Raw genomic sequence first — 17,708 nt, 5'->3', positions numbered from 1 at the left:
CCTGGCGGCCCGCCGTCCGTTAACCAGGCACGGCGGGTGGAGCGGGCGGGTGAGGGTGGCTCCAAGGAGAGTTGGGGGAGTGTTGGGACCGGAAACCTCAGACGAGCGGCTGATGCTCGCCTTCCAGGCGGGGGACGCGCGCGCGTTCGAGGCGCTGGTGCGGAAGCACCGGACGCCGGTGTTCAACTTCATCCTCCGCTTCACCGGGCACCGGGCACGGGCGGAGGACGTGCTGCAGGAGACGTGGCTGAAGGTGGTCCGGAGCGCCGGCGACTACACGCCCAAGGCGAAGTTCACGACCTGGCTCTACACGATTGCGAGGAACCTCTGCGTGGACAGCGCGCGCAAAGAGAGCTACCGCCAGGCGTCTTCCCTGGAGGCCCCCGCCTCGGGCTCGGAGCGGGACGAGGCGCGCCCCCTGGGTGACGGACTCCCCGACGCGGGCGCGAGCCCCGAGCGGGGCGCCTACAACGCCCGCCTGCGTCCGATGCTGGAGCGCGCCCTGGCGTCGCTTCCGGACGAGCAGCGCGAGGTCTTCACCCTTCGTGAGTACAGCGGCATCCCCTTCAAGGACATCGCGGAGGTGACGGGAGTGTCCGAGAACACGGTGAAGAGCCGCATGCGCTACGCGCTCGAGGGGCTGCGCCGCCGCCTGGCGGAGATGGGCGTGGACGGCGACCTCGCCGAGGACGGAAGGACGGTGGTGGGATGAAGCCGCAGAACGCGCACGCGCAGGAGGACCGGCTGCTGGACTTCGCCTATGGCGAGCTGCCCGTGCCCGAAGCCCGGCTCGTCGAGGCGCATCTGCAGGACTGTGCCCGGTGCACCCAGGCCCTGGATGAGATTCGCGGGGTGCGCGCCACCATGTCCCAGCTCTCCGTGGAGGCCGCGCCGGACGCGGGGCTGGAGTCGTTGATGGCGTATGCGCAGCAGGCCGCGCGCCGCGCCGCCGCCGGTCCCGCACCGAAGCCGAACCGCTGGCGCCGCTGGCTGTTGCCCGTGGTGGGGCTGGCCTCGGTGAGCACGTTCGGCATTCTCACGTTCCAGGCTCGCGCTCCAGAGCTCACGCGGGCGGACCTGAGCGCCGCGCAGGTGTCCCTGGCGACGAAGGAGTCCGCACCGGCTCCCGCGGCTCCAGCGCCTACGGCCGCGGCTCCCGCGGCTGAGCCCCCCGCGCCGGCGTCGGCTGTCGCGCAGGCGATGCCCGCCGAAGCGGAAATGGAAGGCGGCGGTGCCTTCGGGGGGGCTGCCCCGAGCAAGCGCGCGAAGGTGGCGGAGCCCGCGGGCGAGGCACGGGTGCGCGCGGAGGACTGGGCCAATGCGGGCAGCGGTGGCGGGCTCGACCCGCGCATCCGGCGTGAGAGCGCGAGCAAGGCGAAGCTCGCGCCGTCCGCGAGCGCCCGGGGCCGCGCTGCCGACATGCCGGCCGCGGCGAAGCCCGCGCCCAAGCTGGCGGAAGAGGCCTCCGTGGACGAGGAGGCCTACGGCCTGGCCGAGCGGCGCGTGCCGGACTCCCAGGCCCCGTCGCTGGTGCCTCCGCGAGACTCGCTGCGGCTGGGGATGCCGCGCCCGGAAGCCAGGGACGATGTCTCGGGGGCTGTCCCGCCGCCACCACCGCCCCCGAGGAAGGCCGAGTCCGCGCCGGTGTCCGATGCGGCCTTGTACGGCGCCCCCGCGTCGGAGGCGGATCAGGAAGTCGCTGAACTGGAGCCCCCGCGGCCAGCACCCGCTCCAGTCGAGGCGAAGAAAGCGGCTCCGGGCGCGAAGGCCGCTTCACGCGCACCGGGAGCCTCCGTTGCGGAGCTGTCACGCCAGGCGCGGGCGGCATTCCGGGCGGGGAACCGGGCCCAGGAGGCCGGGCTGATCCGCGCGGCGCTGGCCGCCGGGGCTTCGGGGAGCCAGCGCTGGGAGCTGCTTGACCAGCTGTGTGAGGCCGAGCTCGCCCTGGGGATGCGGGCGGAGGCGGCCGCGGCGTGTCATCTCGTGATAAACGAGGCGCCCACGTCGCGGGCGGCGGGGGCGGCGCGGCGTCGGCTCGCGCGTGAAGCAGCGCCAGCGGAAGCGCCCGCGCAACCCGGTAAACCCTCGAAATAGCTGGTGGTACTTTCTCAGCAAATGGGAGGGAAACGTAGGCGCAGGTCTGTCCATTTGACCGATGCGCTTATGACACCGGTCCCCGGATAATGGCTTCATGGGACAGGAAGCACAGCTATCGGGGACGCAGGGGGCGTCTCGTCGGCAGTCGGGTCAGGCCGCGGTCGAAGCGGCGATGATCATGCCGCTCGCGGTCTTCATGACGCTGGGGATCATCCAGCTCACGATGATGCAGCATGCCAAGCTGATGACGGAGTACGCCGCCTACCAGGCCGCGCGTGCCGGCATCGTGTGGAACGGCAACAACGAGCGCATGCATGACGCGGCCATCGTGGCGCTGCTTCCCACCATGGGGCGTACGGACGACATCGTCGAGCTGGGCAAGACGTTCGCCCTGCACCAGCTCTACGACTCCGGCATGCGCATGCTGAACTTCGGCGGTGGCCGCGTGCCCCGGACGGTCAACGGGTCCAACCTGTTCGGCGTCATCCGCGTGGACACCATCAGTCCGGCGTACTTCACGCCCATCGACTCGATGTGGAAGCTCCGCAGCGGCTACAACTGGCAGGAGCTGGATTTCGACGGCGCGGACGCCTTCCCGGAGGTGCCGACGCTCGAGAACCACATCCGCAAGTTCTTCAACCTGCCCGAGCCGGACGACGCGGAGCTGGTGTACCGGAAGTCCACGCGGCTCACCATCCGCCTGCGCTACTGGTACCAGCTGCGGGTGCCCTTCGCGAACTCCATCATCTTCTACTCCTGGTTCGCCTCGAACGCGGGCATGGCGCTGCGAGGTGCCATCGACCGGGGCACCGTGGATCCGCGCGCGAACATGATGAATCGCCGCGGCAACCTCACCCCGTTGCTCGCGGGGGCCCGCGGTATCGAGCACGAGATGGGATACGACTCCGTCTATCCGCTCGAGATGACCGTGCTCTGGATGCTGGCCAACGGCAGCATCCCCATCGTTTCCGAACTGGCTGGCAAGCGGTACTTCATGCCGCTGACGGCCACCTACACCATGCGCATGCAGTCCAACTTCCACCGCAAGTGGATCATGCACCTGAACCCCGACTGGGGCCTGTAAGAGGAAGAGGACTCCCGACCCATGTTCACCCGGACCCTCCGACAGAGTTTCCGCCGCCAGGAAGGCCAGGCCCTGGTCCTGGCCGCGCTGATGGTGCTGGTCATGTCCATCGCCGTGTTGACCACCGTCAACATCGGCCACACGGTGCATGAGCGCATCCGCCTGCAGAACACGGCGGACGCGGCGTCGTACTCCATGGCCGCCATGGAGGCGCGCGCGTTCAACTTCTACGCGTACGCCAACCGCACGCAGGTGTCGCACTACGTGTCGGCGATGATGTGGCAGTCGCTGCTGTCGCTCATCTATTCCGCCGAGGCGTTCCTCACGGACATCTACGGCTTCATGAAGACGTTGAATCCGTGCGCGGGCGACGCAGACCCACCATTCTGGACGATCGCCTGTCCCATCCTGGAAAACGTCATCCCGTACGTCAGCGCCGTCATCAGGGCCATTGGCCAGATCATGGACGCGTACAAGAACTACTTCCTCAAACCCATCCAGCAGGTCATCCGTTCGGCGAATCCGGACCGGATCATCGGGGAGTGGATCATCCCGGCGCACCGGGTGCTGAACGGCGTCATGTACTTCGCGTCCCAGGCGGTCATGATGTCCGCGTCCACGCACGTGACGCAGACCACGCAGACGGTCATCGACGACAACGACAGCAACATCTCCTCGCTGGCCAGCCAGCTGGCGACAGGCATCTACAGCCAGTGCCTCTTCAGCCAGGCGCACAATCCACATGCGGGTGGCAAGCCGCTGGCCCCGAACACGTGGAAGAACCCCTTTGGCGCGCTGGATGTGACGAAGAAGGCCGCCAACGACCCCATCGCCCGCGCCAAGCGCGCCATGGGCGGCATCACCAACGCCACCCGCTACGGCTGCGACGCCACGGGCGGCATGTGCCCGGAGGGCTTCATCACCAGCCGCCGCATGGGCGACCTGCTGCCGCTTCCCGACATGCTCGGCTTCATGCAGGACATCTTCAACGGCGGTATCGACATCCCGGGCGTCTTCGAGTTCGGCAAGATTGGCCAGACGCGCATGCTCTCCACGGGCTTCCCCAACGCCAACGCGCTCAAGGCGGGTGGCGGGCCGGGCCAGAATGGCCGCAACTACATCCGCGACTGGAACGACAACCTGAATCCCTGGGGCATGACGGCGCAGGGCGACAACATCGGCTCGGACGACCCGTACTGGCTCAAGTTCGGCCCGCCGGAGATCGACGTGGGCGTGGGCAAGGCGGACAACCCGGTGTCGTGCACGAAGAATGACGACTACTGGAAGTGCTTCGGCGACAACCGCAAGGGCAAGGGCGACAACAACAGGAGCAAGCTGCCCTACCAGCACATGATGAAGACGAGCATCTGGGCGCTCAACGACCACGACAGCGGCCGTCACAAAGGGGGCCTGCACTGGCGCGTCAACTACCCGAGCAACCCGGAGCGCTGGTCCGGCCACATGCGGCCCGGCGGTCCCGAGCGCGAAGTGGGGCTGCACCGCTCTAAAATCTGTGTTCTGGAGTTCCCGAAGCCCTTGTGCTGGTTCCGCACCGATGTCTACGCGGCCAATGTGCGGCCCGTGCAGGACGGTCACCACCCCTGGGGCGGCCTGACGCCGTTCATGCACTTCGAGCCCGGACAGCTCGGCGAGGTGTGCAACCCGACCCAGAACGCCGACATGGGCAATGCCTCCAAGCGCCAGGCGGACTTCAACCAGCCCACCGCGTGGGTGGCGCTGAACAAGGACCCGGACCAGGTCGTGAACCGTGAGAACAAGGACGGCACCGGCACCAACGCGCCCGCCCTGCTCAACGAAGACGGCAAGGTGAAGTTCGCCTTCACGCCGGACACGGACGGCCTGGAGATGCTGAACGACCGGAAGAAGTTCCTCGGCCTCGTCGAGGGCCTCAACGTCATCTCCCGCGGGCAGGCGTACTACCACCGTCCTGGCAACTGGGCGGAGCAGCCCAACTTCTTCAACCCGTACTGGCGCCCGCGCCTGGCGTCCGTGTACCAGGGCCGTCACTCGCTGCCGAAGATTGGCGAGATGGCGGATTCGCTGCCCGGCCCGCTCCGGGGCCTCGCCCCGAAGATCATTACGCACTGAGGACTGCCATGCGTGCCCGTCTCCAAATGCGCTCGCGCTCACGAGGTGCCGCCACGGTCGAGTTCGCGCTCTCCGTGCCCCTCCTCGTGACCATCTTGATGTTCAGCATGTACCTCACGGAGCTCGTGAGGGCGAAGCTCAAGCTCCAGGAGGCGGCGCGCTACGCCGTCTGGGAGATGACGAGCTATGCGCTCTCTGACTTCGCCAACGGGAAGCACGACGACGCCTTCGAGGACGCCCGCAGGGAGGCGCACGAGGAGTTCACCGAGCGCTTCAAGGACATGGACTCGGTGGAGCCCAACGGTCCGGGGGGGCACTTCATTGCCCGCTATACGGATGTGACGGCGACCATCACCAACAAGGAGATTGCCCTCCTGGAGAGTGGGATGCTCAGCCGCCCGAGCACCAGCGAAGGAGGCGGCCTGGCGGGCGCCATCCTCAGCCCGTTGAACAACGGCATGGGATGGGTCTTGAATCAGTGGGGGTTCAACAACAAGGGCTGGGTCGAGTCCCAGGTCGAGATGACCTACGAGAACACCATCCTGCCCAGGAGCTACCTGGACAAGAGCGGTGGCAATGGCGGCTTCTTCAAGGAGAACATGATGGGGGGGCGCGACCTGGGCAGCCTGACGCTCAAGTCGAAGTACTCCATGTACGCCAACGGCTGGCACATGCCGGACGGCGGCGACGCCATCGTCCGCGGCCGCCGCGCCGGTCAGCACACCGGTGGTTCCCTGAACCAGCCCCACGGCCTCTACCGGCAGGTGGACCGGATGGTGTTCCTGGGCTTCAGCTCCACGCTGGACAGCCTGGGCATTGGCGCCATCCTGGACGTCGTCGCCGCGGTGCTCCCCAACTTCCTGGGCACCTTCGTGGTGTCGCGCAATTACGGCGTGGGCAACTCGCAGAAGGGTGACTGCACGGGCCTGGCCCAGTACGACGCGAATGCGAGCAGCGGCCTGCACGTCATGCACAAGCGCCGGTTCGAACTGACCGACCACGAGCGCCCCAACTGCTTCGATACCGCGCCGTTCCGCGACGAGATGACCTACAACAACAGCAACTACATCAAGGTCTTCAACGCGCGCGGCGAGTTCTACATGGGTTGCAAGCGGGCCATGGCCGACGACCCGACCGACCCGGATGCCCGGCCGGAGTCCACGCAGAATGATGAGCAAGACCAGAAGATTCCCTGCGAGTAGGGCGGGCGCCGCGGGGCTCTTGCTCCTGGGCGTGCTGCTGGCCTCCGGGCCGGCGGACGCCGAGCAGGAGCTGCCCATCTACCCGGGCACCATCCACACCCGCATCGGCAACGACCTCGTCATCGGTGGCGAGTACTACCGCCTCGCGTACTTCACGACGCCGGATTCCATGGAGAAGGTGGCGGCCTACTTCGCCCGGAAGTGGAACGAAGAGGGCTACCCCACCGCGGTGGAAGGCGACATGAAGGACGAGGGCGTGGTGTCCGCGCTCTACACGCGCGAGGGACTGCAGCGCGGCGTCGTCCTGCGCAAGCACCTGGGCAAGACGGTGGGCTTCACGGTGCTGCGCGACCTGTGGGTGCGGCCACCGAAGAAGCCGGCGCCGGGGCTCATTTCGCTGGAAGGAGCGCTGTACAGCCAGGACCTTGCCACGCGGGACGACCCGGGGGGCTCGCAGAGCCGGACCATGCTGGTGACGGGCGAGCTGACGAAGGTGCAGCAGCAGGTGAACACCGAGCTGGAGCGGCGGGGATACGCCCCGGTGCGCAACTCCGCGATGAAGGTGGGGGGCGGCACGCAGCTGACCATGGAGCACGCGCGCAAGGGTGAGCAGGTGGTGACGACGCTCGCGCCCGCGGAGGAAGGCGTCACCGCGGTGGTCCAGATGTGGATTGGCTCGGACCGCCCGGACGCGGTTCCCAACGACGATGCCGTCCGCCAGAGCCGCGAGGCCTGGGAGAAGGAGCAGGCGCAGCAGAAGGAGGGCGCGAAGTGAGGGCCCTGCTGGTGGTGGCCGCGCTGGTGCTGGCCCTGCCCTCGCGGGTGGAGGCGAACCCCGCGCGGGAGCTGGTGCAGCACATGTCCCGTGGCGCCCGGGCGGCCCGCGTGGGCGACTGGGTGACGTACCGCTTCAACGGCGGCGGTCTGCGCGTGTACTACTGGCGCCTGGCCGTGGTGGGGGAGGAGAAGGACAAGGAGGGCCGGGACGCCGTGTGGGTGGAGCTGGAGGCGGGGACGCATCCGGCCATGAAGTCGCCGCTCTCGCAGATGCGGATGCTGGTGGCCCGCGAGGGCGACCAGATTCGCTACGACGCCATCTCCCGCCTCTACATCGGCACGGGCTTCAACCAGCCCCAGGAGTATTCGGACGAGGCGCTCCAGCACGTGCTGAAGCAGCAGCAGGCGGACGCGCGGAAGCAGCAGGACGCGCCGCCTCAAAAGCAGGCCTCGCTCCCCCACGGCCTCAAGCCCTCGGCGCGGACGGGCAAGGAGTCTCGGCTGATGACGCTCGCGGGCACCGTGGCCGCGGTGCCCGTCGAGGTCGTCGTGAAGAACACCGTCATCAAGCGGATGTGGCTCAGCCGCGAGATTCCACTGCTCAACCTGGCGAAGCTGGAGATTCCCGGCATCGGCCACTCCATGGAAGTGGCGGAGTACGGCATCGACGCCAAGCCGCGCATGCGCCTGCCCGCGCCAAATGCACCCAAGGTCCGCTTGGAGTACGCGGATGCTATACTCGATGACCTGCCCGGCGACGCGGAGGCCGGGCATGGACATGACACCTCTGAGGACTCGCCGTGAACCACCCGAAGACGCTGCGTTCCCGCGCCCGTAACCGTCGCGGGCAGGCCATGCTGGAGTACTCGCTCCTGAACTGGATTCTCGTCGTCGCGCTCATCATCGGCGCGTCGGTGAAGGTCCAGTGGACGGAGGACCGGCAGTCCAACGTCATCGACCTGTTCATGGAGGCGTACCAGATTTATTACGACTCCTTCTACTTCGTGCTGAACCTGCCGTTCCCGTGACGGCGCGCAGCGAGGTGGGGCAGCCGTCCCCGCTGGGGCTGCGGCTGGTGCATGCCGCCCTGTTCCTCGCCTTTGCCGCGGGTGTGGGCGCGGCCTCCGCGCCCGAGTGGACGCATCTGGTGGGGGCGCTGGCGCAGCCCTTCCACGCGGGCGCCGCGCCCCGGTGGCTCGTGCTGGCCGGCTCGGTCCTGGCCGCTGCGGGCGTCGTGCGCCTGGGCTGGGACCTGGCCCGGGGCCGCTCCGCGCCGCTGTGGGCGTCCGGCGTCATCCTCCTGGGGGTGATGGCGACGCTCGCCGGAGGCAATCCCCTGGGGCTGGAGCAGTCCCGCGCCGAGGTGACGGCCAACCTCGAACTGCTGCGGGTGGCCCGGCGCGTCCACCTGCAGATGGTGCATGAGCTCCAGTCGCATGGGGAGACGCCGCGCTCGCAGGACGCGTGGCGCGCCGCGCTCCAGCAGGCCGGCGCGGACGACGTCCGGGTGTACACGCGGACCTTCCAGCCCGTACGTCCGCAGGTCGCCTGGATGCCCTCGGAGAGCGCGGTGCCGGAGCCGCTCGTCCCGGGGCAGCTGGCCGTCCATGTGACGCCGGACGGGGTGGGCTTCACGGTCCGGCTGGTGGGGCTCGAGAAGGGGCGGCCCGTGCTGCTCGAGGACGACCAGGGCGCCACGCTCATCCTGCGCGGCCTCTACAACCCGGACCTGCCGCCCCCGTCCGCGCCGCAGCTGGCGCCCTCGTTTCCGCCCACTCCCTGACACCCCGTGAAAAGAGCGGGGTTGCGGGTGTTCCGAGACTCAGCCAGTCTCGTCCCACCTCATGACGCGGCGTCCCGGCCGGCGGGGCGTCCTGGATTGACGGAAGGAGCGCGGAATGGCGCATGCGGCATGGAAGTGGATGGTCGTCGCGGCGGCGGTGTGTACGGGGCTCTTGGCGTGCGGCGACGACGATGACGGCGGCGGAGGGAACAATCCGCCGCCCACCAACCAGTTCGATGCGGGCGTGAACGAGTTCCGTCCTGGCCTCGGCGAGGACGAAGGCGAGCCGGAGGGCACGCCGTTCACCCTGCCGGCCGGGGTCAGCTACGCCGGCACCCTTCGCGGCGCGGACGAGGTCACCGGCGAGTGCGAGAACGCCGGCACGGAGCCCCAGGGCTCCGGGGCCCTCGTCCAGGTCTGCGTGCCGCTGCGCAACGACACCGGTGCGTCCGTCGAGGTGGAGTTTCCGCCCGGGCTCATCGTCGTGGCCACATCGGAGGGGCTCGGCCAGAACGGCCTGCTCATCGAGCGCACCGTCATCACCGTGCCGCCCACGCCCCCTGGGCCCGGCGGCCGGGACGATGCAGGCACTGCGGACGGCGGGGTGGAGGAGGACGCCTTCATCGTCCCCCTGTACATGTACTGCCTCAACGAGGCGCGGGACCCGTCCAACCAGTACATGACTTACGAGGTAGGCCCCGTCACGACCGATGACGCGCTGCAGGAGCTCCTGCGCCTCCTGGAAGGCAAGCGCATCGACAGCTCCGAGGACGTCCGCGTGGTGCAAAACGCCCTCTACAGCATCACCGAGGGGCGCGGGCTGACGACGCCGGACCGCGACGCCATCGACGACCTCTGACGCGGGCCGACTTCAGCACCCGGATTGCGCGCGATACGGAGCTGTCGCGAGAGGTGGTTTTGACACCCGGTGTATCGCACGGCTAACATCGCGCGCCATCCGCTGATTGCATTGCACTGTATTCCAACACCCGCTCTGGACTCCAATTCGGACTCCAACATCGCCGCCGAACGGCTCCCCCCCGTTCTGGAGGTTCCTGAACCATGCTGAAGGGCAAGACTCCGCTCGTCGTCGCGCTTGTGCTGGGCCTGCTGGCCGGCGTCATCGCGTATTCCGCCATCAAGAAGAAGGAGGCGGACGTCCGCCGCGGATGGAACCTGGTGCCGGTGGTCGTGGCGGCGCAGGACGTCCCTGAAGGCACGGTCATCACCTTCGAGATGATCTCCCAGCGCTCCGTGCCGGAGCAGTTCGTGACGTCGTCGGTGGTGCGTCCGGACTCCGCGTCCTACATCGTGAACCAGAAGGTGCTGGTGGCGCTGCAGGCGGGTGATCCGCTCCTGTGGAGCCAGTTCGAGACGACCAAGGCCGCCGAGCGGCTGTCCTCGAAGGTGCAGAAGAAGGCGCGCGCCATCACCATCGAGGCGAAGCACACCACGTCGGTGGGCGGCTGGATTCGCCCCAACGATCACGTGGACGTGATTGGCACCTTCCGCGATCCGCAGACGGACGAGAACGTCGCCGTGACGCTGCTTCAGAACGTCATCGTGGTGGCCACGGGCAAGATCACCGGTACCACCAACGTGAACCTCATCCCGGAGAACCAGCGCGAGTACAACAACATCTCGCTGATGGTGCTGCCGGAAGAGGCGGAGATCCTGGTGCTCGCGACGGAGCTCGGCCAGCTGACGCTCAGCCTCCGCAACGAGGACGACGTGGACCTCATCGAGGAGCGCGGCCGCGCCACCATCAGCACGCTGCTGTCGGGCGAGCGCACGCGCGTGCTGGAGCAGAAGCGCCGGGAAATCATCCAGATCATCAAGGGCGGTGCGGAGCGGGCCGCGGGCGCTGGCGTGCCTTGACGGCGGGCGTCCACCCTCGCTCTTAGGGAAGCGCGCACATGCTTGCTGGAATCGTCCTCCTCCTCGTCACCGGCTCGGTCTTCTTCTTCAGCCTGGTGATCTTCAGCGTCCTGTCGAAGGCGTACGAGCAGTATCAGGAGCGCTACGTCGCCAAGTCGATGAACGACTTGAGCGACATGTTCCTCTTCATCGACCCGCGCCAGATGTTGATCCTCAACATCGCGTGCATGTGCTTGTTGGGGATCCTGTCGTACATCATCTTCAACCCCATCATGGCGGTGGTGGCCACGGTGTTCGGCTTCTTCCTGCCGATGCTGATGGTCAAGCACTACCGGAAGCGGCGCATCAAGAAGTTCAACATCCAGCTCGTGGACGCGCTGCAGGCCATGGCCAACGCGTTCAAGGCCGGTCTCACGTTCCCCCAGGCCATCGAGCACGTGGCGCGCGAGGCGCTGCCGCCGCTGTCCCAGGAGTTCGGACTCTTCGTGAAGGAAGTGAAGCTGGGCGTGCCGCTGGAGGAGGCGCTCGTCAACATGGGGCGCCGCGTGGGTAGTGACGACCTGGAGCTGGTGGTCGTCTCCACGAACATCGCCCGTCAGCTCGGCGGCAACATGGCCGAGATGTTCGAGACCATCTCCACGGTGATTCGCGAGCGCTTCCGCCTGGAGGGCAAGATCGACGCGCTCACCTCGCAGGGCAAGCTGCAGGGGTGGATCGTCGCGGCGATGCCCGCGGTGCTCGGCATGGTGCTCAACTACATGCGGCCCGACCTGATGGAGCCGATGATGGACCACATCTTCGGCTGGGTCCTCGTGATCATCATCGCCATCATGGAAGTGATGGGCATCCTCATCATCCGGCGCATCGTCAACATCGATATCTGAGAGGTGCACCGTGGACGATGTCCTGACGCCAGTGTTGATCGGCAGCTCGGCGCTCCTCTTCGCGGGGGCCGTGGGCTTCCTGGGAATCGGGCTGTACCAGACGCTGCTCGAGCGCTTCCTGTCGGAGGTCCGCGACGAGTCGACGGGCGGCATGAAGGGCTTCGGCTCGGTGGCCATCCGCCGCCTGGGCGCGATGAACCGCCGCTTCATGTGGCCGGGCTACGAGGCCAAGGCGCGCCGCAACCTCATCAAGGCCGGCGAGCCGCAGATGTACAAGCCCGAGGACATCATGGCGCTGCAGGAGGTGAGCGCCGTGATGGGCCTCATCATGGGCCTCATCCTGCTCAACGGCGTGGGCGTGAGCCTGGTGTGGGCGCCGCTGTTCCTGCTCTTCGGCATGTACTACCCGCTGATGTGGCTGAACGACCAGGTGAAGAAGCGCCACCTGCTCATCAGCCGCGCGCTGCCCTACAGCCTGGACCTGCTGACGCTGTCGGTGGAGGCCGGTCTGGACTTCACCGCCGCGCTGGCGAAGGTGGTGGAGAAGGGCAAGCCGGGGCCGCTGCGCGAGGAGCTGCAGCTGGTGCTCAAGCAGCTGAAGATGGGCAAGACGCGTGAAGAGGCCCTCAAGAGCATGATTGTCCGTGTGGACCTGCCGCCGCTGACGACGTTCGTCACCGCGCTCATCCAGGCGGACAAGATGGGCACCAGCCTGGGCAAGGTGCTGCGCATCCAGTCCACGCAGATGCGCATCGACCGCACCCAGCGCGCGGAGAAGCTCGCGGGCGAGGCGCCGGTGAAGATGCTCTTCCCGCTCATCGCCTGCATCTTCCCCACGGTGTTCATGGTGCTGTTCGGGCCCATCGTGTTCCAGTTCATGTTCGGAAACATCACGGGGTAGCGCCCCGTGCCCATCCTCCTGACCATCACCCAGGGGCTCCAGAAGGGACGGGAGCTCACCTTCGAGCAGGCCGAGGTCAACATCGGCCGCACCTCGGAGAACGACCTGGTGCTGCACGACCACGGCGTGTCGCGCAGGCACGCGCGCATCGTGCTGCGCGACGAGAAGTACTACGTCGCGGACATGGGCAGCTCGAACGGTACCGTGCTCAACGGTACGTTGCTGTCTGGTGAGCAGCAGCTGCGCGACGGCGACAGGATTGGCGTGGGGCCGGTGGAGTTCACCTTCGTCTGGGTGCCACCGGACAGCGACGCGGACGCCACCCGGCCCATCCGCCGGGGTGACCCGGTCCCCGTCGATCCGGACGCCACCCGGCCCATCCGCCTCAACGACCCGGTGCCCGCCGCGAGCGGCATCGTGCTGCCGGAGGGGTATCCCACCGCGCAGCAGCCCGCCGTGGTGCCGGTGCGCCCAAGCACGCCGGCCGTGGCGCAGGCCGAGGCCGGCGAGGGGCTGACGGCGGCGGAACGCGCGCGCCGTCGCCGGGAGCTGGCCAACACCCCGGGAGGCCGGTTGCTCCTGTGGTGGGGGCAGCTGTCGAAGCCGGCGCGCCTGGGCGTGGCGGCGCTTGGCGGCGGCCTGGTGCTGGCCCTGGTGGGGGTGCTGGGCTCGTTCTTCATGTCCCAGGGAGGAGGCCGCGCGTCGGGCGTGGAGCCCGAGGACCTGGGCTTCGAGATGGTGGCGGACTCGTTCGGGCTGGGCGAGGGCGTGACGTGGGAGAACCCGGACCACAAGTCCTTCGCCTTCGAGTTCGTCACCCCCACGCGGGCGGTGGCGGTGGTCCGCTACATGGCCAGTGGCATCTCCAAGGAGGAGGTGTCGCTGGTCGTCAACGGCGTGGACCTGGGCTGGGTGCCTCCGGACGTGAGCGCCTCCATGGAGCGGGAGCTGGAGCAGATCCTCCCGCCCGCGGTGCTCAAGCGGGGCGAGCTCAACTCCATCGTCTTCGACAACGTCCGCAACCCGCCCGGGCGGGACACGTGGCGCGTGTGGAACCTGCGGCTGGAGATCATCCCCGTGCCGGAGCTCCCGCCGGAGGAGCTGCTGGTCAAGGCGCGCCAGTACGTGGCGGCGGGGGCCCGGTTCTACGAGACGCGCGACGTGGGCGCGGAGAACCTCTTCAAGGCGTGGCAACAGTACCGCTTCGCGTGGGTGACGCTGGAGGCACTGGACACCAAGCCGGACATCTACCAGGACGTGCGCTTCCAGCTCGCCCAGGTATCGGCCGAGCTGGACCACAAGTGCAGCCAGCTGATGCTCGATTTCCAACGCAGCGTGCAGTACCGGAATGCGCGGACGGCTCGGGCCGCGTTGCAGGAGATGGGTCGGCGCTTCCCTACAGCCGACCATCGCTGCCACAATCTAGGTTTGCAGTTGGCTTACGAGCACGAGCTCTAGGCGCGTGCTCCCTTCGTCAGGAAGTCGGTGATTCGCATGTCCAACGGTTCCCCTCCGGCACGCCGCAGGCCCCCTTCCGGGGCGCCCTCGGGTGGGACCGGGTCCCGTCCCGCCGTGCGCAGGACGGCCGCCCGGCCCGCTCCCGCCCCCGTCTCCGCCACGTCCCGGCTCATCTGCATCGCAGGCCCCAAGGACGGTGAGGAGTTTGCCCTGACCGAGGACGAGTACGTCATCGGGCGAGCGACCGATAACGCCATCTGCATCCCCGACACCTCCGTGTCCCGGAAGCACGTCGTGGTGCGCAAGGGGGACTCGGGCTGGACGGTGAGTGACCTGGGCTCCGGCAACGGCACGCTCGTCAACGGCGACGCCATCAGTGACGAGACGCCCCTGGCCAACGGCGACGTCATCACGCTGGGCGACACGGAGCTGCGCTTCGAGGACCTGGCCAACTCCACGATGATGGTGGGGGCCCCGTCCATCAGCCCGCGGCCTCGTCCGGCGTCGTCCGGCAGCCGGGGCGCGGTGCCACCTCGTCCGGGGCCGCGCGTCGAAGGTGGCCGCGTGCGCAGCGCGCGCTCGGCGGCGGCCGCGGCGCCCAGCCCGGAGGAGCTCAAGAAGAAGAAGCTCATCAAGCTGGGCGCGGTGGGCGTGGTGGTGCTGCTGTTCGCGGGCCTGGGCGTGGTCCGGATGAACGTCCAGAAGCAGCAGGCGCTGGCGGCCGAGGAGGCCCGGCAGGGGAAGAACCGCCGGGAGATGCTCGGCAGCCTCTTCCAGGACGCGAAGAACCTGGTGCGCGAGGGCAAGTGGGTCGAGGCGAAGGCCAAGCTGGAGGAGCTCCAGACCGAGGCCCCCGAGTACCCGGGCGTGGCGGACTACCTGGGCCATGCCGCGCGTGAGATTCCCATCCAGGAGAAGCTGAACGCGGCCAACGCGGCCCTGGCGAAGAATGAGCTGGGCAAGGCCAGCTCGCTGCTGGCCGGCACGGGCGAGAGCCAGTTCCTCTACGAGCAGGTGAACGCGGCGAAGCGGCAGCTGACGGAGTCCGCGGACGCGCGCACCCGCGAGTCGCGCAAGCTGCTGGACGAAGGCCAGCTCGACATGGCGAAGGCCATCACCGACGACGTGCTGGCGGCGTTCCCGGAGCACCGCGACGCGAAGCTCATCAACGAGCAGGCGGCGCAGGCCATCATCGTCCGCGACACGCCCAGGCCCGTCGTCCAGGGGCCGGCGCCCAAGCCGTGGGAGCCCGCCGTGGACCGCTTCCGCGACGGCGACATGTCTGGCGCGGTGGCCATCCTCAACGCGTGCATGTCGCGCACGCCGCAGTGCAAGAAGCTGCTCGGCCAGATGACCGAGTTCGGCAACCTGTACAAGCGGCTGGAGGACCTGGACGCCAAGGGCCTGTCGAAGCTGATGTCGCTGGACAGGGACATCACCGGCGGCCGTACCAGCAAGATGGCGCGCAACGCGGGCACGCGCGCGGCCACCATCTTCTACAAGGGCGCCACCGCGGCGAAGGCGGCCGGGCAGTGGAGCCGCGCCATGGACTACTCGCGCAAGGCGCTGCAGGCGGACCCGGGACATGCGGGCGCCTCGAACATCATCAGCGAGCTGAAGGCCAAGGCGAAGGACGTCTACCTCCAGGCCTACTCCCTGAAGGACGGCAGCCCCGAGGAGGCCCTGCCCAAGTTCAAGGACGTGGTGGCCATGACGCCGCCGGATGACGAGTACCACGAGAAGGCGAAGTCCTGGGTCGAGAAGCTGTCCCGATGACCCGGCGCAAGGCAGGAGGTGGAGCGCTGCCGCCCCCAGGGCTGCAGGGTGACTTGTTTGGCGGTGGCGCCTCCAGCCCCCGTGCGCCTTCCGCCGCGAGGAAGGAGGCGGCGCCACAGCGGCCTCCGCCTCCTCCTCCGCCACCACCGGACGCCGACGGTACGTCCCTGCTGGGGCCGCTGGAGGGCGCGCCACCCCCGCCGCCCAAGCCCGAGCGGGTGGTGCTGTCGGTGGGCGAGCTGACCCGGCAGCTCAAGCAGACGCTGGAGTCGCGCTTCGCCCGCGTCATCGTGCGCGGCGAGGTGACGGGCTTCCGGGGGCCGAACGCGCGAGGGCACTGGTACTTCTCGCTGAAGGACGCGTCCGCGGCCATCGACGCCAAGGTGTGGGCGTCCATGGCGGCCCGCCTTCGCTTCGCGCTGCGCGACGGCATGGAGGTGCTGGCCGAAGGCAGCGTGGACCTCTACGAGCCGCAGGGGCGCTACAGCCTCATCGTCCAGCGGCTGGAGCCAGTGGGGGAGGGCGCGCTGGCGCTCGCCTTCGAGCAGCTCAAGGAGCGGCTCGCGCAGGAGGGGCTCATCGGGCCCGGACGTGTGCGCCCGCCCAGGCCGCTGCCCTTCCTGCCCCGGCGCATCGGCGTGGTGACGAGCCGCACGGGCGCCGCGCTCCAGGACTTCCTGCGCGTGCTGCACTCGCGCAACCCGCGGCAGAGCGTGCTGGTGGCGGACGCGCGCGTGCAGGGCGAGGGCTCCGCGGTGGAGGTGGCCCGCGCCATCGAGCGGCTGTCCCGCACGGACGTGGACGTCATCGTGGTGACGCGCGGCGGTGGCTCGGTGGAGGACCTCTGGACCTTCAACGAGGAGCTGGTGGCACGCGCCATCTTCGCCTCGCCGGTGCCGGTGGTCTCCGCCATTGGCCACGAGATTGACTTCACCATTTCCGACTTCGTGGCGGACCTGCGCGCGCCCACGCCCAGCGCGGCGGCCGAGCGCCTGGCGCCGGTGCTGGCCGACCTGGAGCTGACGTTGGCCACCCAGGCGGGCCGGCTGCGGCGCGCCATGGAGCGGCGGGTGCTGGAGCTGCGCGAGGAGCAGGGGCAGCTCGCGGCGCGGCTGGAGGACCCCCGCCGCGCCATCAACCATCAGCGGCTCCACCTGTCCGAGCAGGTGGAGTCGATGATGCGCGTGCTGCGGCCCGCGGTGCGCGGGCACCGCGAGAGCCTCCGGGCGCTGACGGAGCGGCTCCAGCGGGCCCGTCCCCAGGCGCGCCTGGGCGAGCAGCGAGCGCACCTGCTGAAGCTGGCCATGCGGCTGTCGGAGGCGGTGCGCTCGGGGGTGGCGGCGCGGCAGGGGGCCCTGGCGGCGGCGCGGCTGGGGCTCGAGAGGGCGTCGCCCGCGGCGCAGGTGTCGCGCGAGCGTGCCCGCCTGGCCGGGCACCGGGCGCGGCTGCTGGCGCTCCAGCAGGGGGCCCTGGCGGACGCACAGAAGCGCTTCCAGCGGCTGGAGGGACGGCTGGACGCGATGAGTCCGTTGAAGGTGATGTCGCGCGGTTATTCGGTGGTGTTCCGCCAGCGCGACGGCGCGGTGGTCCGCACGGGCGCGGACGTCCAGGTGGGAGAGCGCCTGGGCCTGAAGCTCGCGTCGAATGGAGCGAAGACTCTGGGTGGGTGTGAAGAAATCGAAGCCACCGTCACGGCGGTGAAAGGGCCGGTGGACTGCTGACGGGCCACCCTCTAGAGTCCCGCGCCCCACACGGGGAG

General features: G+C 68.8%; 16 protein-coding genes. All 16 read left to right on the top strand.

Annotated features, from left to right (window positions below):
• Positions 1 to 79 precede the first annotated feature (79 nt).
• Positions 80 to 712, top strand: coding sequence for an RNA polymerase sigma factor (locus VZL07_RS38965; RefSeq protein ID WP_426753061.1), 633 nt, complete (start codon positions 80 to 82; stop codon positions 710 to 712).
• Positions 709 to 2,094 (top strand): anti-sigma factor family protein, encoded by a 1,386-nt coding sequence (locus tag VZL07_RS38960; protein ID WP_426753060.1) that lies wholly within the window; start codon positions 709 to 711, stop codon positions 2,092 to 2,094. Before VZL07_RS38965 ends, VZL07_RS38960 begins: the two co-directional genes overlap by 4 nt.
• A gap of 97 nt (positions 2,095 to 2,191) precedes the next feature.
• Positions 2,192 to 3,181: a TadE/TadG family type IV pilus assembly protein gene (locus VZL07_RS38955; protein WP_426753059.1), complete on the top strand. Its 990-nt coding sequence runs from the start codon at positions 2,192 to 2,194 to the stop codon at positions 3,179 to 3,181.
• A gap of 21 nt (positions 3,182 to 3,202) precedes the next feature.
• A complete protein-coding gene (locus VZL07_RS38950) occupies positions 3,203 to 5,290 on the top strand; it encodes a Tad domain-containing protein (protein ID WP_426753058.1) in 2,088 nt (695 codons plus the stop codon).
• Positions 5,291 to 5,298: 8 nt separating this feature from the next.
• The gene (locus tag VZL07_RS38945; RefSeq protein ID WP_426753057.1) at positions 5,299 to 6,492 is read left to right on the top strand and encodes a TadE/TadG family type IV pilus assembly protein; all 1,194 of its coding nucleotides are present in this window, start codon (positions 5,299 to 5,301) and stop codon (positions 6,490 to 6,492) included.
• Positions 6,458 to 7,267 carry a hypothetical protein gene (locus tag VZL07_RS38940; protein ID WP_426753056.1) on the top strand — a complete coding sequence of 270 codons (810 nt, stop codon included), beginning with the start codon at positions 6,458 to 6,460 and terminating at the stop codon, positions 7,265 to 7,267. Before VZL07_RS38945 ends, VZL07_RS38940 begins: the two co-directional genes overlap by 35 nt.
• Positions 7,264 to 8,073 carry a hypothetical protein gene (locus tag VZL07_RS38935; protein WP_426753055.1) on the top strand — a complete coding sequence of 270 codons (810 nt, stop codon included), beginning with the start codon at positions 7,264 to 7,266 and terminating at the stop codon, positions 8,071 to 8,073. Before VZL07_RS38940 ends, VZL07_RS38935 begins: the two co-directional genes overlap by 4 nt.
• Complete coding sequence (locus tag VZL07_RS38930) at positions 8,070 to 8,297, top strand: hypothetical protein (RefSeq protein ID WP_426753054.1); 228 nt, start codon at positions 8,070 to 8,072, stop codon at positions 8,295 to 8,297. Before VZL07_RS38935 ends, VZL07_RS38930 begins: the two co-directional genes overlap by 4 nt.
• The gene (locus VZL07_RS38925) at positions 8,294 to 9,052 is read left to right on the top strand and encodes a hypothetical protein (RefSeq protein WP_426753053.1); all 759 of its coding nucleotides are present in this window, start codon (positions 8,294 to 8,296) and stop codon (positions 9,050 to 9,052) included. The genes VZL07_RS38930 and VZL07_RS38925 overlap by 4 nt, the downstream gene beginning before the upstream one ends.
• A 115-nt stretch (positions 9,053 to 9,167) precedes the next feature.
• Complete coding sequence (locus tag VZL07_RS38920) at positions 9,168 to 9,911, top strand: hypothetical protein (protein ID WP_426753052.1); 744 nt, start codon at positions 9,168 to 9,170, stop codon at positions 9,909 to 9,911.
• A gap of 203 nt (positions 9,912 to 10,114) precedes the next feature.
• A complete protein-coding gene (cpaB, locus tag VZL07_RS38915) occupies positions 10,115 to 10,930 on the top strand; it encodes a Flp pilus assembly protein CpaB (RefSeq protein WP_426753051.1) in 816 nt (271 codons plus the stop codon).
• Between the two features lie 38 nt (positions 10,931 to 10,968).
• A complete protein-coding gene (locus VZL07_RS38910) occupies positions 10,969 to 11,814 on the top strand; it encodes a type II secretion system F family protein (RefSeq protein ID WP_426753050.1) in 846 nt (281 codons plus the stop codon).
• Between the two features lie 10 nt (positions 11,815 to 11,824).
• The gene (locus VZL07_RS38905; RefSeq protein WP_426753049.1) at positions 11,825 to 12,715 is read left to right on the top strand and encodes a type II secretion system F family protein; all 891 of its coding nucleotides are present in this window, start codon (positions 11,825 to 11,827) and stop codon (positions 12,713 to 12,715) included.
• Positions 12,716 to 12,721: 6 nt separating this feature from the next.
• Positions 12,722 to 14,173 (top strand): FHA domain-containing protein, encoded by a 1,452-nt coding sequence (locus tag VZL07_RS38900; protein WP_426753048.1) that lies wholly within the window; start codon positions 12,722 to 12,724, stop codon positions 14,171 to 14,173.
• A gap of 36 nt (positions 14,174 to 14,209) precedes the next feature.
• On the top strand, positions 14,210 to 15,949 hold the full coding sequence (locus VZL07_RS38895) for an FHA domain-containing protein (protein WP_426753047.1): 1,740 nt from the start codon (positions 14,210 to 14,212) through the stop codon (positions 15,947 to 15,949).
• The gene (gene xseA / locus VZL07_RS38890; protein WP_426753046.1) at positions 15,946 to 17,670 is read left to right on the top strand and encodes an exodeoxyribonuclease VII large subunit; all 1,725 of its coding nucleotides are present in this window, start codon (positions 15,946 to 15,948) and stop codon (positions 17,668 to 17,670) included. The genes VZL07_RS38895 and xseA overlap by 4 nt, the downstream gene beginning before the upstream one ends.
• Positions 17,671 to 17,708: the final 38 nt, after the last annotated feature.

It is taken from the genome of Pseudomyxococcus flavus, assembly GCF_050038885.1.
Classification (GTDB): domain Bacteria; phylum Myxococcota; class Myxococcia; order Myxococcales; family Myxococcaceae; genus Myxococcus; species Myxococcus flavus.
The sequence above is the reverse complement of the archived record's forward strand: the minus strand, read 5'-3'. Positions and strand labels throughout refer to the sequence as shown.

What these genes read in the sequence shown, in the direction of transcription:
- VZL07_RS38960 (WP_426753060.1), top strand. Translation starts at nt 709, where the DNA reads ATGAAGCCGCAGAACGCGCACGCGCAGGAGGACCGGCTGCTGGACTTC.
- VZL07_RS38955 (WP_426753059.1), top strand. Translation starts at nt 2,192, where the DNA reads ATGGGACAGGAAGCACAGCTATCGGGGACGCAGGGGGCGTCTCGTCGG.
- VZL07_RS38950 (WP_426753058.1), top strand. Translation starts at nt 3,203, where the DNA reads ATGTTCACCCGGACCCTCCGACAGAGTTTCCGCCGCCAGGAAGGCCAG.
- VZL07_RS38945 (WP_426753057.1), top strand. Translation starts at nt 5,299, where the DNA reads ATGCGTGCCCGTCTCCAAATGCGCTCGCGCTCACGAGGTGCCGCCACG.
- VZL07_RS38940 (WP_426753056.1), top strand. Translation starts at nt 6,458, where the DNA reads ATGATGAGCAAGACCAGAAGATTCCCTGCGAGTAGGGCGGGCGCCGCG.
- VZL07_RS38920 (WP_426753052.1), top strand. Translation starts at nt 9,168, where the DNA reads ATGGCGCATGCGGCATGGAAGTGGATGGTCGTCGCGGCGGCGGTGTGT.
- cpaB (WP_426753051.1), top strand. Translation starts at nt 10,115, where the DNA reads ATGCTGAAGGGCAAGACTCCGCTCGTCGTCGCGCTTGTGCTGGGCCTG.
- VZL07_RS38910 (WP_426753050.1), top strand. Translation starts at nt 10,969, where the DNA reads ATGCTTGCTGGAATCGTCCTCCTCCTCGTCACCGGCTCGGTCTTCTTC.
- VZL07_RS38895 (WP_426753047.1), top strand. Translation starts at nt 14,210, where the DNA reads ATGTCCAACGGTTCCCCTCCGGCACGCCGCAGGCCCCCTTCCGGGGCG.
- xseA (WP_426753046.1), top strand. Translation starts at nt 15,946, where the DNA reads ATGACCCGGCGCAAGGCAGGAGGTGGAGCGCTGCCGCCCCCAGGGCTG.